Here is a 15,646-nt window from a genome sequence, read left to right on the forward strand (position 1 = left end):
GTTTAGAACAAAAGGGAGCTGACGTGACGGATCTTACGCTTATGACGTTCGCTAGCGATCCAGCTACCGTTCTCCCCTCGTTGGCGCTGCTTTCCCACCGCGTGCGCGTGTTGCCGATGGATGCGGCCAGCCTGGTGAAAATGCCGGAGAACACCATTCTGTTTCTTGATGCGCGTGACGACCTGGCCACCGCCAAAACGCTGTGCCGTCTGATTCACGCGTCGGGACTGTCCACGCCGATCGTGCTCATTCTCACCGAGGGCGGCTTCACCGTGGTCAATTCGCAGTGGGGCATTGCCGATGTGGTGGTGGCTACGGCGTCCCCCGCCGAGGTGGAGGGGCGTTTGCGCCTGGTTTCCGAACGTGGCAACGCGCCGGTCAACGCGGCGTCCGGTTCGGGCGAGCAGGGCGTGCAGAACGAGGATGGTCTGATCCGTTCCGGCGATTTGGTGGTGGATACGAATGGCTATACGGCCAGTCTGCACGGCCATCCGATCGACTTGGCGTACAAGGAGTTCGAGCTGCTCAAGTATCTGGTGCAGCATCCGGGCCGCGTGTTCACGCGCGCGCAGCTGCTGCAGGAGGTGTGGGGCTACGACTATTACGGCGGCACCCGCACTGTGGACGTGCATATCCGTCGTCTGCGCGCCAAGCTGGGCGGCGAGTACGAGCATCTCATCGGCACCGTGCGCAACGTCGGCTATCGTTTCGATCCGCCGGAAGAGGATGAGCATGAGGCCGCGGCCAAGGATGCGGCTCACGGCGAGTCCGGCGAAAGCTGACTTTTTCTTGCGATCATTCCGTTGATGTTCGACGGGTTTCGTTTGTTTTCGTTGGCCTTTCGCTGATTTCCTGTTGTTTTTTGCTGATTTCCTGTTGTTTTTTGCTGATTTTCTGTCGTTTTTTCGATGGATTTTCGCTGTTTTTGCCGATTGCGACGTTTCCGCAGGTTTCCCGCGTTCGTCCGCATGCGAGGGGTAGGCTGGGAGGCATGCCTCGGGAATCGAAGAAGGCGCGGATCGCGCGCATGCATCAGGAATACGAGCAGTTGTGCGTGGAGATTCCCGATCCGAAATGCGCGTTGAACTTCAATTCTCCTTTCGAACTGCTGGTGGCTACGGTGTTGAGCGCGCAGACCACCGACAAGCGCGTGAACATGGTCACGCCGGAACTGTTCGGCGAATATCCCGGTCCGGCGGAGCTTGCCGCCGCGAATCCCGAGCACGTCGAGGACATCATCCGCACCATCGGCTTCTTCCGTACGAAAGCGCGCAATATCATCGGGCTGTCGCATGAGTTGTGCGTGCGATTCGGGGGCGAGGTGCCGGCCGATATGGCTTCGCTGGTCAGCCTGCCGGGCGTGGGCCGCAAAACCGCGAACGTGGTGTTGGGCAACGCGTTCGGCGTGCCCGGTTTTCCTGTGGACACGCATGTGATTCGTGTGACTGGGCGATTGCGGTGGCGGTCCGACTGGGCGAGCCCCTCCCCTGACCCGGTGGCCATCGAACGTGAGGTCACCGCCTGCTTCCCTCCCGAAGAATGGACCGATCTGTCTCACCGTTTGATATTGCATGGCCGTGCCATCTGCCATGCGCGAAAACCGGATTGCGCCGACTGCCCCCTCAACGACACGTGTCCGGGCGCGTTCGCCGCGTGATTCCGACGCATGCCAGCCGCCACGCCGGCACTCCGTCGAATCGCACCCGGCCATCGGGCGTGTAGCACGCGTCAACTAGACTCGGGTGCATGGATGAAAACGGGCGGAAACGTAATCTGAAAGCCGAGGCGACGCGCTGGCTGATCTTCTTCGGCGTCGCGATCGTGCTCAGTGTGCTGCTGTGGCTGGGACTGTCGCTGACAGGCCGCAAGAATCCCATCACATCCTTCGACACGCTCGTCTCCGACTCGTCGGTGACCGTCGGTATCGAAGGCGACGCGCCGAAATCGCTTGACATCCGCACCGAACAAGGCACCGCCGTGGAGCAAGCGCTGCTCGGCAACGTATACGAAACGCTGGTGTCACGTAGCGAAACCAACAAGCTGCAGCCGGGAATCGCCAGCTCCTGGCAGGCTTCCGACGACGGTCTCACGTACACGTTCACGTTGAACGGCGGCATGACGTTCGCCAATGGGCACAAACTCGACTCGTCCGACGTGGTCTGGTCGCTGCAGAACGCCGTCAACAACCATTACGTGGGAGCCGACCAGCTTGGTGATCTGAAGGAAATCACCAATCCCAATGCGAATACGGTGGTCATCACGCTCGCCAAGCCGAATCCGCGGCTGTTGCGCGCGCTGGCCGGCCGTGCAGGCATCGTGTACGACGCGGAAAGCAAAACCAACTATGCGAAATCAGCGGTCGGATCGGGACCATTCACCGTGTCAACCGCGGACCAATCGCAAATCGTGCTGCAACGCAACGACTCGTATTGGGGCAAAAAAGCCGCATCATCGCAAGTGACGCTCTACTACTACGCCAACGAGGAATCCATGGCCGATGCCATGAAAGCCGGCAAAATCAGCATGGCGCTGCCGCTGAGCGCTTCAACCGCCTCGGAACTGGGCAAAACCAACGGTATTACCGCGGACAGCGGCATCAGCTTCGACAAGGTGATGCTCGCGTTCAACAACGACAACAACAGCCCCTTCTCCGACGAGCAGATCCGCAAGATGACGCGATACGCCATCGATGCGAAGACCATCGCCAAGAACGCGCCCGACGCGTACGCGCCGCTGGGAGGGCCGATCAGCCCGCTGGAAGACGGGTATGAGGACCTGAGCGGCCTGTACCCCTACAACCTTGAACAGGGGCAACGGATGCGCACGTATTTCGGAGTGAACTACATCGCGCCAATCGACATTCTGGTGCCGAAGGAATACGAAAGCATCGGCAACGACGTGAAAACCGCCATCGAAAACCTCAATATCAACACCAATCTGGAAGTGCTCGATTCCGCCGCGGACGTGACGGAACGCATGAACGCCGGCACCTATAACATCGCGCTGACCACCATGAGCGACGAAGGTGACGCAAGCGTCTTCGACAACGGCCAGTCCGTGTTCCATTTCGAGAACGGCGACGCGCAGCAGGCTTACGCCAATGCCATGGCCGCGACCAACGACAACGATTATCAGGCCCGCATGCGCGATTACGCGCGCGCCGTCAGCGAAAACGCGGCCAGCGACTGGCTGTACACGCGCAAGAACTTCCTTGCCGTTTCCGATGGGCTGCAGGGGTATCCGAAGAATCTGACCGATCGTCTGCTGCCGTTGAACAGATTGACGCTGCACTGATTTTTCCACGGTTTTTTATGTGGATTTTCCGCGATTTGCCTGCGATTCCGGCATTCGGTTCGATAGGCGCTGATACGACGGCAGTTGTCACATTCGCTTTCTAGACTAGCGACTATGACTGAAAGCCAAGATAACACCATCAACGCGAACCTCACGCCGCTGCCCGACAAGGTCGGCGTGGACGGTCTCGAAGACAAGTGGCGCGGAGTCTGGGACGAGAGCGGAGTCTACAAGTTCCAGGGCACCCGCGACCGTAAGGCCGTTTATTCCATCGATACCCCGCCGCCCACCGTTTCGGGCCACCTGCACGTCGGCCACGTGTTCTCCTACACGCACACCGATGTGATCGCACGTTTCAAGCGCATGAACGGCTACGACGTGTTCTACCCGATGGGCTGGGACGACAACGGCCTGCCGACCGAACGCCGTGTGCAGAACTATTACGGCGTGCGCGTGGATACGTCCCTGAAGTACGATCCGAATTTCGTGCCGCCGTTCGAGGGTACGGACGGCAAGAAGATCGACGCCAAGGACCAGGTGCCGATCTCCCGTAAGAACTTCATCGAGCTGTGCGAGAAGCTCACCGCCCAGGACGAGAAGCAGTTCGAGGCGCTGTGGCGCTCCCTCGGCCTGTCCATCGACTGGTCGCAGACCTACCACACCATCGGCAAGCATCCGCAGCGCGTGGCCCAGAAGGCGTTCCTGCGCAACCTGGCCCGTGGCGAAGCGTATCAGAAGGACGCTCCGGGTCTGTGGGACGTGACGTTCCAGACCGCAGTGGCCCAGGCCGAACTGGAATCGCGCGAATATCCGGGCTTCTACCACAAGGTGGCGTTCCGTTTCGAAGACGGCACCCCGATCTATATCGAGACCACCCGTCCGGAACTGCTGGCCGCCTGCGGCGCGCTGATCGCGCACCCGGACGACGAGCGTTACAAGCAGTATTTCGGCCAGTACGTCTACTCCCCGCTGTTCCACGTGAAGGTGCCGATTCTGGCGCATAAGGCGGCGGAAATGGACAAGGGCGCCGGCATCGCCATGTGCTGTACGTTCGGCGACGTCACCGACGTCGAATGGTGGCGCGATCTGAACCTGCCGCTGCGTTCCATCATCCAGCGCAACGGCCGCATCGTCATGGACACCCCGGATTGGATCGAATCCGAGGAAGGCAAGCGTATCTTCCAGGAGACCGCGGGCAAGACCACGTTCTCCGCACGTAAGGTCATCGTCGACGAGCTGCGCGCTGCCGGCGATCTGGACGGCGAGCCGACCCCGACCAAGCGTATGACGAACTTCTACGAGAAGGGCGACAAGCCGCTCGAAATCGTCACCTCCCGCCAGTGGTACCTGAAGAACGGCGGCACCGACGAGAAGCTGAACGCCGAGCTCATCGCACGCGGCAAGGAACTGAACTTCCACCCGGACTTCATGCGCGTGCGTTACGAGAATTGGGTGCACGGCCTCAACGGCGATTGGCTGATCTCCCGTCAGCGCTTCTTCGGCGTTCCGTTCCCGCTGTGGTACCCGGTGAAGGAGGATGGCACCGCCGATTACGACCATCCGATCACCCCGAGCGAGGACCGTCTGCCGATCGACCCGACCGACGATGTGCCGGAAGGCTACACCGAGGATCAGCGTGACGTGCCGGGTGGCTTCACCGCCGAGCCGGACATCATGGACACCTGGGCGACTTCGTCGCTCACCCCGCAGATCGTGACCCGTTGGGAGGAGCCGGGCGAAGAGAACCAGGCCATTTTCAACGCCACCTTCCCGATGGACCTGCGTCCGCAGGGTCAGGACATCATCCGTACCTGGCTGTTCTCCACCATGGACCGCGCGCACTTGGAGAACAAGTGCCTGCCGTGGTCCAACACCACGCTGTCGGGCTGGATCCTCGATCCGGACCACAAGAAGATGTCGAAGTCCAAGGGCAACGTGGTCGTGCCGGACAAGCCGATCAAGCAGTTCGGCGCCGACGCGGTGCGTTACTGGGCCGCGGCCGCACGTCTGGGCCTGGACGCCACGTACGACGAAGGCCAGATGAAGATCGGCCGTCGTCTTGCCATCAAGCTGCTCAACGCCACCAAGTTCGCGCTGGCCATCGGCCGTGAGGACGAGAACCATCACGTGGGCGCTCCGGCAGTCGCCGCATGGAACCCGGCCGACGTGACCGAGCCGATCGACCGTTCCGCGATGTCCAAGATGGCCGCCGTGGTCCGCGAAGCCACCGACGATCTCAACAACTACGAGCATTCCAAGGCTCTGGAAGTCATCGAGAACTACTTCTGGCAGTTCTGCGACGACTACATCGAGCTGGTCAAGAACCGCGCCTACGGCACCGCCGATTCCACCGGCAACGTGCCGAGCGAGGCCGCGGTGAAGTCCGCACGCACCACGCTGGGCCTGGGTCTTGATGCGTTCGCGCGCCTGCTGGCCCCGTACCTGCCGTATGCCACCGAAGAAGTGTGGAGCTGGATGCATGAGGGCGAAGGCTCCGTGCACCGCGCAGCATGGCCTGTGGCCGACGTGTACGCGGCCGCCGCCGGCGACGCATCCGCCGATCTGCTTGCTCATGCCGGTGAGGCTCTGGCCGCGCTGCGTGGCATCAAGTCGAAGGCCAAGGTTTCGATGAAGACCCCAATCTTGTCTGTGACGCTTGCCGTTGCCGACGATGTGCGCGGGTCCATCGAGGCCGCGCTGGGCGATATCGCCGAAGCTGGTCGCGTGACCGGACCGATCGCCTTCACCGCACCGGCTGCCGCCGAGGGTGAGGACGAGGCCGCCGATGTGACGGTCGCCGAAAGCGAGCTAGGCGAACCGCCGGCCAAGAAACCGAAGAAGTGAGTCTCTGAGGTGAGCCGCCAGCGGCTTTTGTAGCGCAGCCGCTCACTTCACCCACATACGAGGGGCCTTTCCTTTGCATGAAGGAGAGGCCCCTCGTATATCCCGTCACTGTCTGCAACCAACCGTGCCCCCTTTTGCTCATATTCAGTCAAAATCGCGGGAAAAATGCTTTCGTGAGCGAAAAGGGGTATAAATCGCAGGCAAAACGGTCGAAATCATATCCCCTTTTGCTCACGTCCGTGCAGAATCGCCCTAAATCGCAAGACGTGCGCGCATAGAACCGTCCTTATCCCGTTCTCGGCTGTTCTCAGCGTACATTCCTGCCCCCTGCGCACAAACCCGTACGCGAAAAATGGTTTTTATGGGCGTAATCTCAACGAAGGCACAAGCGGAGGCGGAAATCGCAATCAAAAACCCCGAAACGTACCACGTAAGCGACGGAGCACTATCGGATTTAGCGCATCGCACAAACCGCGTGCTCTACAGCACCGGAACGGACAGGAGGTACTGCGGGCCAGCGGACGAATTTCCGGAACCGTTCCCACCCAATCCAGCCTGCAGCGCATCGTCGAAAACTTCCGCAGCGGCGGCCAATTCGACCGTCTCGTCAATCAAATCGCCATTATCCGGCGTGAAACCGGTTTTCGCCAAGCCATAGCCGGTAATTGGTAGCGAGCTGGCGGACGAATCCGCCGAACCGTCGGACGAATCGCCACCGCTGTTCTTCGAAGAGCCGTCCACTCCCCCGACTTTCGCCACATTCTTCGACGTGGTGTCCGCTGCGGCGCCGAACGACGGGCGTAGTCCGCCCGCGTAGCTCATCACATCATCCATGCTGATGGCGTTCTTGTCATCGACCAAGCTGGTCGAATCGGCGGTGTTGTTCTTCGCCTGCGCGCGTTCGGCCTTGCGTTGCGCACGGGACCGCCGTTTCTCGGCTTTCGCGCACAACGATTGGCTGGCAGAGGCGGAACGCAACGTGTCCAGCACAGAAGCGTCATCGGCAGCGCCCGATTCGGACGTGTCGTCATCCGAATCCAGCTGGTCGGCGAATCGCAGCACGATCTGGTGGAATGCGCTGGCCTGTCCGGTGTGCTCGCTGGCGTCCGCCAACGCGGTCATCGCCGCGGACACCTTGTCGGACGCGGTTTTGAGCTTCTCATTGTCTTTGATGCCGACACGCACGTCGGCGATCGCCTGGGTTTCGTAGCTGCCAGCCGTGCCTGCGGTGGCGCCCAGTTCCTTAAGCCGAGCCGTGTATGCGTCGGTGAAATCCATCGAATACGGGATCATGGCCGCGGACAGCTGCGATTGGCCGGCACTGTAGTCTTTGGAGCCGCGCTGTTGTTCCTCGCCGGCGCGCTTGGTGAGCTCGTTCACCAAGCCGGATGTGCCACGCTGTTCGATGGTGCGAATCACCTCGTCGACGGCGTCGGCCGCGCCGATATGCCGGTATGCGGCGCTCACGTCGTTGACGGCGTTGGCCAGGTCTGCCACGGATTTAGCTACGGAGGTATCGCCGTTCAGTTCGGACGCGGTGCCGAGAATGGCGGGAAGCTGTGTGGCGTTGCCGATCGAACCGGACAGATGCGTGGTGTATGAGCCCACGTACGCGTCGATGTAGCCGTCGAACGCCTGATCGTGCGCTTTGGAACGTACGGCGATGGTCTGTTTGGCAAGCGCTTTCTCGTTGTCTCTGAGCTGTTCCAGTTGGGCGATGAGCTTGCGGTTGCGTTGCGAGCCGACGTTGGTCAGACCGTCCACCAAGGTGGTTGCGCGCTTGGTCAGGTCAGGCAGTGATTGCTGAACGTTGCCTTCCACCGCGGCGATGGACAGTGAGCTCATGGTGAAGTGCTTCGCCGTCACGTAGGCGTTGAAGGTCAGGTCCTCGCCCGGTTTGCCGACCGCAGCCACCAGGGTCGAGGTGTTGTCGGATGAGACGAGCACGCCGTCATCGGCGGTCACGTCACTGCCGACGCGTCCGGGAATGGTGAAGGCGACGATTGGCGTCAGATTGGCGGTCACGTCGGGTTTCGTGGCATGCAGGGCGATGCGTATGCCGATCATGCCGGAAGCGCCGGAAACGTCGGAAACGCTTACGTCGGGCCCGTTGAGGGTGAAGGAGGCGGATATTTTCCACGGCAATGCGACAACGCCTTTGGGAACGCGTTTCGACGTGGAGGATCCGCTGTTGGTCAGGAAAAGGCGGCCTGGTTTGTCGATGGAGGTGTAGGCGCTCATCACGTCATCATGCGATGCATCGGCCGCGTACTGCCCATTCTGTTGCAAGGCCGATATCGCGTCGTTCACGCCGACTGCCGCGACGGGAGCGGCGGTGATGACGGCGACCGCGATCGCCGCGGCAAGCGGGCGTCGGGCACCGGATGGACGGTTCGCGGTGGCGTGGCGCATGCCGGACCTCTCAATCGCAATCGAAACAACTTTCCAAGGCATTTAATGTAGTGCCCGGCATGCCCGTCGGCAATGGACGTTCGCGCGGGGCGCGCGGAAAACGGACGGCTCAGGCGAAAACGTCGAGTACGCCCGGGTCTCCCCCGTTTTCGGCGATGCGCTTGTGGCGGCGCTTGGCCTCGGTCACCACGAATTCGCGGTACATTTCGGCGATTTCCGGATCCAGTCCGGCTTCGTCGGCAATGCGATGCAGACGCTCGATCTGGGCATGTTCACGCTGGTAATCGGCCGGCGCGAAGCCCGCACGCGCCTTGAGCACACCCACCTGCGACGTGTATTTGAACCGTTCCGCCAACAGCGAGACGATGGCGGTGTCGACGTTGTCTATCGATTGGCGCAGCGAGGCGATTTTAGCCACCACATCGGCCACTTCGGGGTTGTTCTGCGCGGTGCGCGCGTCGATGATGGTTTCGGATTCGGTTTCTTCTTCTGGCCGAAGCCAGTCATGTTCGCTGTCGCTCATGGGTATAAGCCTACCGCGCACCCTACCGCGGCATCTGCCGAACAGCGGTCACTTCGCGAAGTAACGCTGCAGCACGATGGTGGTTTCGGTGCTGACCGACACCGTGCGATGGATGAGGTTCAACAGCTCTTCGAGCTTGCTGGGCGATTCGACGCGAACGGTGAGCATGAAGCTGGGCGAACCGGCGACGGAATCGCAGGACATGATGCCGTCGATGTTTTTGAGCTTGTCTGGAATCTCGGCTTCCTGGGAGTAATCGATGGGCGTGACCGCGATGTAGGCGTTCACCGCAAGGCCGCGGCGCTCGTCGTCGATAACCGCCTTGTAGCCGCGGATCACGCCGCGACGCTCAAGCTTCTGCACGCGCGACTGCACGGCGGACACGGACAGGCCTGTCGCCTCGGAAAGGTGGGACAGCGTGGCTCGGCCATCCTTTTCAAGCATGTCGAGGATTACGCCATCGGTCGCGTCGAGCTGGCTCGCAACCGTACGTGCGTCTACCGGACCATTGTCACTGTTGGTCATTCATACCCCTTTTCCAACAATCCACTGCACCGGCCGCAATCGACCGTCCCCACTGCAGTTCCATGTTCTTTTTCTTCCTTACCATACCCACTACCGCGCACATACCGTCGCGGAATCGCCGCAGTTTATCCGGACGGCGCAACGCTGTCATGAAATATCTTTGTTTTATTTAGCTCATACCCCCATATCGACCATATATATTTTTCCCATTTATCTTTTCTCGTCGTATTTTTACCTATTTTTTAATTGACAACGTTGTCCAAAAAGTGGCCAATTTCACGAAATTCGTCGAAACGTACGCATAGGAAAGGGGCTACACGGCGATTGCCATGCAGCCCCTCAAACCTTCAGATTCGCTTGCAGCCGACGACTCAGTTGCCGTTGGTGGCGTTGCCGCTCTGCTGGATGAGCGACGCCATGAAATCGCGGTTGGTCGCTGTCTTCTTCAGGCGTGGCACGAGCGTCTGGTAGGCCTGTTCCGGCTCGAGGCCGCCCAGCAGGCGACGCAGACGGTAGATGATTGGCAGTTCCTGCGGATCGGTGATGAGCTCCTCGCGGCGGGTGCCGGAGGCGTTCACGTCGATGGCCGGGAACAGGCGCTTGTCGGCGAGCTCACGGCTCAGGCGCAGTTCCATGTTGCCGGTGCCCTTGAATTCCTCGAAGATCACCTCGTCCATCTTGGAACCGGTTTCCACCAGCGCGGAGGAGATGATGGTCAGGGAGCCGCCGTTTTCGATGTTGCGGGCGGCGCCGAAGAACTTCTTCGGCGGGTACAGCGCCTGCGCGTCCACACCACCGGACAGGATGCGGCCGGAGGCCGGCGCGGCGATGTTGTAGGCGCGGGCCAGACGGGTCATGGAGTCGAGCAGCACCACCACGTCCTGGCCGAGCTCCACGAGACGCTTGGCGCGTTCGATGGCCAGTTCGGCGACGGTGGTGTGGTCGGAGGCCGGACGGTCGAAGGTGGAGGAGATGACCTCGCCCTGCACCGTGCGTTCCATGTCGGTGACTTCCTCCGGACGTTCGTCCACGAGGACGACCATCAGGTGGACTTCCGGATTGTTGGTGGCGATCGCGTTGGCGATGTTCTGCAGGGTGATGGTCTTGCCGGCCTTCGGCGGGGACACGATCAGGCCACGCTGGCCCTTGCCGATCGGCGCCACGATGTCGATGAGGCGGCCGGTGAGCTTGTTCGGCGTGGTCTCCTGCTTCAGGCGTTCCTGCGGATACAGCGGGGTGAGCTTGCTGAACTGCGGACGATGCTGCGCTTCCTCGACGCTCATGCCGTTGATGGAGTCGATGGACTGCAGCGGCACGAACTTCTGACGCTGGTTGCGACGTTCGCCTTCACGCGGGGCGCGGATGGAGCCGTGCACGGCGTCGCCCTTGCGCAGGCCGTACTTCTTGACCTGGCCCATGGAGACATACACGTCGTTCGGTCCCGGCAGGTAGCCGGACGTACGCACGAACGCGTAGGAGTCGAGCACGTCGACGATGCCGGCGACCGGCACGAGGTCTTCCTTCGGCTCGTCGCGATGCTGGTCGCGGTCAGCGCGATCCATACGATCGTTGCGCTGGTCGCGGTCGGCGTTGCGGTCCATGCGGTCGGCGCGATCGTTACGGTCGTTGCGATCATTGCGATCGCCCCTGCCGCGACGCTCGTCACGCTCGTCGTAATCGCGGTCACGGACACGCATACGGCGGCCACGGCGATCGTTGCGTCCACGGCTGTGACGGTATTCGTTGTCTTCGGTCTCGTCGCGACGCTTATCATCGTCGGCGTCTTCCTGCGACGGCAGCGTGGCGAGGATGTCATCAAGGTCGCGCACGACGTCTTCGTTCTTCGGCCCGTCCGCCACGCGACGGCGGCGACGCGGCTCGAAATCGTCCCTACGGTCGTCATCACGACGGCGACGGCGGTCATCCTGCTTCGGAGCGGCATCGTCAAGGCCCAGTTCGGCGAGCAGGTCGGCGCCGGCTTCGGCGTCACGATGGCGACGACGCTTCGGCGCTTCATCGTTCGGCTTCAACGCGTCCACCGCTGCCACGGCATCCGCGACTTCGGAGGATTCCGCGGACTTGGCCTGCTTGGCACGGACGGGGCGTTCCTCCTGCTTGGCTTCATCGGCCTTCTTGTCCTTTGCCGATTTGACCTCAGCGTCTGCGGCGGGAGCGGACTTTGGCGCGCGCACGGTGACGCCGGCCGGAGCCTGGCCGCCGGAACGGGCGGCTTGAAGTGTTGCGATCAGTTCGGTCTTGCGCATGGTGGAGACACCACGAAGTCCCATCTGCTTGGCGAGCTCCTTGAGCTCGGGCAGTTTCATATCATCGAGATTAGGGCTTGTTGCCACTGGTAGCTGCCTTTCCTTGGCTTCCACAGGCATGCGCCCGCGACAGCTGTAAAAAAGAATTGCGGAAAATTTCCGTCGAATGAAAAGTCCGCCGCGAAACATCGCGGTTTTCGAACTGTCCTAACCATACAACGCAACCCAGACCAACGCAAAGCGGGCACGCGCGGTCCGCCCGTGCGGTTCGCGCACCGCGCAATCGCAATAAAAATCGCAATGAAAAAGCCCATGCCAAAAAGCATGGGCTTGATCAAAGTTACGCTGCGAAAAATAAATAACGCGTGCGAAGACGCCCGTCTGAGGCCGAAGGCGTACAAAGGTACGTCGAGCGCCGGAGAAAGGGCATATACGCACGCGTTATTTATTTTTCTACTTTTCTTCGTGGTAGGACTTGTCAGTGTTGACCGACCACACGTTGTCTTTCGACGTTTCGCCGCTCTTGATGTCCTTGACGGCTTCGATGGCGGTGGCCATGGAGTGGTCCATGTTGTTGTAACGGTGCTGTCCGTTACGGCCAACGCAGTACAGGTTGCCGAAGGAGTCGAGGTAGTCGACGAGTTCGGGCATGCGGTCGTAGGTGTCGAAGTAGGCCGGGTAAGCCTTCTTGACGCGTTCGCGGTGGGAGTCGAGCACGTCCTGCGGGCCGTTGATGACCTGCATGCGGGTGAGCTCCTGGATGGCGAACTTGGTGGCTTCCTCGTCGGTCATGTTCCAGAAGGAGTCGCCTTCCTCGCAGAAGTATTCGAGGCCGATCCACACGGTGTTGTCGACGTCCTTGACCAGGTACGGGCTCCAGTTGTTGAAGATCTGCAGACGGCCGACCTTGTAGCCCGGATCCTGCACGTAAATCCAGCAATCCGGCACGATCGGCGGGTTGCCGAGGGTCGGAATGTCGGTGGTGTTGGTCAGGCGCAGGTGCTTGACGAGCAGGCCGACGGTGACGAAATCGCGGTACGGCAGGCCGTTGGCGATTTCGGTCATATCCTTCGGAGCCGGATGGTCGGAGGCGTCCACGGCGTTGACAAGGTCCTTGACCGGCATGGAGGAAATGAAGTCGTCCGCGGCCATTTCGGTGCGGTTGCCTTCGGAATCCTCGTACACGACGGATGCGATCTTGCCGTCCTTCTGGCGAATTTCCACCACATTGGCGTCGGTGATGACCTTCACGCCGGCGGCTTCGCAGTTGGATTCGACGGTTTCCCACAGCTGGCCCGGGCCAAGCTTCGGATACCAGAATTCCTCGATGAGGGAGGTTTCGACTTCGGAGTTGTCGCGCTTCTTCGGCAGGAGCTTCTGGAAGGCGTTCTTCAGCACGCCCATGATGCTCAGGCCCTTGACGCGCTGCGCACCCCAGTCGGCGGAGATTTCGGACGGGTGACGGCCCCACAGCTTCTCGGTGTAGCCCTCGAAGAACATGGAGTAGAGCTTACGGCCGAAACGGTTGATGTAGAAGTTCTCCAGGTTGGTTTCCGGCAGCTTGTGCACCATGGACTTCAGGTAGCTGAAGCCGGCGACCATGGTGAGCTTGAAGCCCATGGCCTTCAGGGTGTTGGCGCTCAGGGAAATCGGGTAGTCGAGGAAGTGGCGGTTCCAGTAGATGCGGGACACGCGGTGGCGCTTGAGCATCACCTTGTCTTCGATTTCCGGATCCGGGCCGCCCGGCTCCATATCATGCTCGCGGTGGAGCTTCTTGTCATCATAGCTGGGTGCGCCCTGCAGCGGCAGAACGTCCTTCCACCAGTCCATGATGCGGTCGTCCTTCGAGAAGAAGCGGTGGCCGCCGATATCCATACGATTGCCGTCATGCTTGACGGTGCGGGAGATGCCGCCGAATTCGCGGGTGGCTTCCAGCACGGTCACGTCGTACTGTTCGGAGCCACCGTCCTTGACGAGCTCCCAAGCGGCAGTCAGGCCGGCAGGGCCGCCACCGATGATGACCACGGATTGCTTTTGCGTCACTTTGAAGTCTCCTTACAAACAAAATCGAAGATATTCTACCCGAAGGTAGGGAAACGCACAGCGCACCTGTGCGCATGCACACAAAATCACCGCCAAGTCCGACAGCAATCGCCCTGATAGAAGGAAAACCAGCCGTACGGCTTCCGCCGAAGACTGGTTTTCCGTAGGTCCGCTACATGCTGTCGGGAATGTCGATGTCGGTTTTCTGCACTTCCTCGACGTTCACGTCCTTGAACGTGACGATGCGCACGTTCTTGACGAAACGGCTGGAACGGTAGACGTCCCACACCCACGCGTCGGTCAGCCGCACGTCGAAGTAGACGTCCTGGCCGGCGGAACGCACGTTGAAATCGACCTTATTGGCCAGATAGAAGCGGCGCTCGGTCTCCACAACGTAGGTGAACAGTTTGATGACGTCGCGGTATTCCTTGTATAGGGACAGCTCGGCGTCGGTTTCGTAGTTGTCGAGGTCCTCGGCGCTCATCGTCTGCCTTCCGTGTCGCGCTTGCGGCCACGTCCAAGCGTGCGCCACCAAGCATCCTTCGAGGTTTTGCGCTCATCCGAGCTGTACGGCCAGTTGTTGTCGGCATCGCCGGCCTTCTGGTCCGTCTTCGCCGTTCCGGATGCTTCGTTCGGCTGCGATTCCTGCGATGGCGCGGCAGACGTCTCGTCGGCGGAGGTCTGCGCCGTGTCTCCACTCTGGCCTGCCGCTGCGGCATCGTCCGCATCGCCCTTATGTACGGAGTTGAGTTGGATGGCGATCGAGTGTTCGCGGGCGCTCAACGCCTCCTTGACGCCCGGATTGTCTTCGATCACGTGCATGCCGAACGCGTCGAGCGAGCGGATCGGGTCGAATTCGTCGACGAGCGTGTCCATGACGATGAGGTCCTGGTAACGGTTCTCCGACGCGTTCCACAGGGCATCGCGCGAACGGCCGGACGGCACGAAGCCGAGCGACTGGTAGACGGATACGGAACGCGTGTTCTGTTCCGGCACGGCCACCCAAATGCGGTGCATGCCGAGGCCCGCCGGTTCCGGCGCGAAGCCGTACGTCATCACGCGGGGCATGATGTCTCGCGAGTAGCCGCGGCCGCGGTAGTCCTTGCCGAGCACCACTTGGATGCGGGCGGAACGTGCCCAGCCGTCGATGTCGATGAGGAAGATCATGCCGATCACGTTGTCGGAAGAGGCCGCGTCAAGCTCGCCGTCGCCGTCATGGTCGGTTTCGGTGACGATGGACCATGCGATGGTACGACGAGATTCCGGATCCCCCACGCCGGATTCGTTCGATTTTTCGCCATTGGACCATGCCACGGAACGACGCACCCACGCGTTCACAGCGCCACGTTCGGCCACGCGGTCCTTGCCGGTGATGCCGGATGCGCCGACGTACGCCTCAATGACCTCCATGCGTGCGATGTCGTCGATGGTGGCGGGGCGCAAGTGCACCATCTCGCCCTTGATGGGCGGAATGACGATGCGTTCCGGCAGCTCCCTCGCCCGCTGGTCCGTCGTCTGTTCCTTCGCTGTGGTTTCAGCGTACTCTGACATGATTATCGTTTCCTATGTTTCTCGGCGCGGTCCCTCGCCGCACCCATACCGACGGTATTGTACCCGACTGAACGCCAGCTGGGAGTTTTGTTAGGCAAAATCCCCGTGAAACCTCCCCAGCCGACGCGTGAATCGTACGAAAAGGCATGTAAAAGCAGATAAAAAGCAACAAAATGCAGAAAGGCGTGCG

Annotated in this window: 11 protein-coding genes; 4 read left to right on the plus strand and 7 right to left on the minus strand. The window is 61.0% G+C overall.

All coding sequences use genetic code 11. The annotated features are described in order from the left end of the window. Window positions 1–23 precede the first annotated feature (23 nt). The 4 genes from BAD_RS07625 (at window position 24) to valS (ending at window position 6,138) form a co-directional block, all read left to right on the plus strand. Window positions 24–782 (plus strand): winged helix-turn-helix transcriptional regulator, encoded by a 759-nt coding sequence (locus BAD_RS07625; protein WP_011743736.1) that lies wholly within the window; start codon window positions 24–26, stop codon window positions 780–782. 209 nt (window positions 783–991) lie between these two features. Then, on the plus strand, window positions 992–1,657 hold the full coding sequence (gene nth / locus BAD_RS07630; protein ID WP_011743737.1) for an endonuclease III: 666 nt from the start codon (window positions 992–994) through the stop codon (window positions 1,655–1,657). Window positions 1,658–1,746: 89 nt separating this feature from the next. Further along, on the plus strand, window positions 1,747–3,294 hold the full coding sequence (locus BAD_RS07635; protein ID WP_011743738.1) for an ABC transporter substrate-binding protein: 1,548 nt from the start codon (window positions 1,747–1,749) through the stop codon (window positions 3,292–3,294). A gap of 114 nt (window positions 3,295–3,408) precedes the next feature. Continuing rightward, on the plus strand, window positions 3,409–6,138 hold the full coding sequence (gene valS / locus BAD_RS07640) for a valine--tRNA ligase (RefSeq protein WP_041777419.1): 2,730 nt from the start codon (window positions 3,409–3,411) through the stop codon (window positions 6,136–6,138). 480 nt (window positions 6,139–6,618) lie between these two features. Here valS and BAD_RS07645 read toward each other — a convergent pair whose 3' ends face one another. From BAD_RS07645 to BAD_RS07675, 7 genes are all read right to left on the minus strand, one after another. Further along, a complete protein-coding gene (locus tag BAD_RS07645; protein WP_011743740.1) occupies window positions 6,619–8,592 on the minus strand; it encodes a hypothetical protein in 1,974 nt (657 codons plus the stop codon). Window positions 8,593–8,659: 67 nt separating this feature from the next. Further along, window positions 8,660–9,073 carry a chorismate mutase gene (locus BAD_RS07650; RefSeq protein ID WP_011743741.1) on the minus strand — a complete coding sequence of 138 codons (414 nt, stop codon included), beginning with the start codon at window positions 9,071–9,073 and terminating at the stop codon, window positions 8,660–8,662. Between the two features lie 48 nt (window positions 9,074–9,121). Next, on the minus strand, window positions 9,122–9,598 hold the full coding sequence (locus BAD_RS07655) for an Lrp/AsnC family transcriptional regulator (RefSeq protein WP_003810036.1): 477 nt from the start codon (window positions 9,596–9,598) through the stop codon (window positions 9,122–9,124). Between the two features lie 371 nt (window positions 9,599–9,969). Further along, window positions 9,970–11,949, minus strand: a complete 1,980-nt coding sequence (gene rho / locus BAD_RS07660) for a transcription termination factor Rho (protein WP_041777420.1) — start codon at window positions 11,947–11,949, stop codon at window positions 9,970–9,972. Between the two features lie 366 nt (window positions 11,950–12,315). Further along, window positions 12,316–13,905, minus strand: a complete 1,590-nt coding sequence (locus BAD_RS07665; RefSeq protein WP_011743743.1) for an NAD(P)/FAD-dependent oxidoreductase — start codon at window positions 13,903–13,905, stop codon at window positions 12,316–12,318. A 172-nt stretch (window positions 13,906–14,077) separates the two neighbouring features. Beyond that, a complete protein-coding gene (locus BAD_RS07670; protein ID WP_021913485.1) occupies window positions 14,078–14,389 on the minus strand; it encodes a DUF2469 domain-containing protein in 312 nt (103 codons plus the stop codon). After that, window positions 14,386–15,456, minus strand: coding sequence for a GNAT family N-acetyltransferase (locus tag BAD_RS07675; protein ID WP_011743744.1), 1,071 nt, complete (start codon window positions 15,454–15,456; stop codon window positions 14,386–14,388). Before BAD_RS07675 ends, BAD_RS07670 begins: the two co-directional genes overlap by 4 nt. Between the last annotated feature and the right edge of the window lie 190 nt (window positions 15,457–15,646).

Origin of the sequence: Bifidobacterium adolescentis ATCC 15703, from assembly GCF_000010425.1 — a bacterium.
In the GTDB taxonomy this organism is placed as follows: domain Bacteria; phylum Actinomycetota; class Actinomycetes; order Actinomycetales; family Bifidobacteriaceae; genus Bifidobacterium; species Bifidobacterium adolescentis.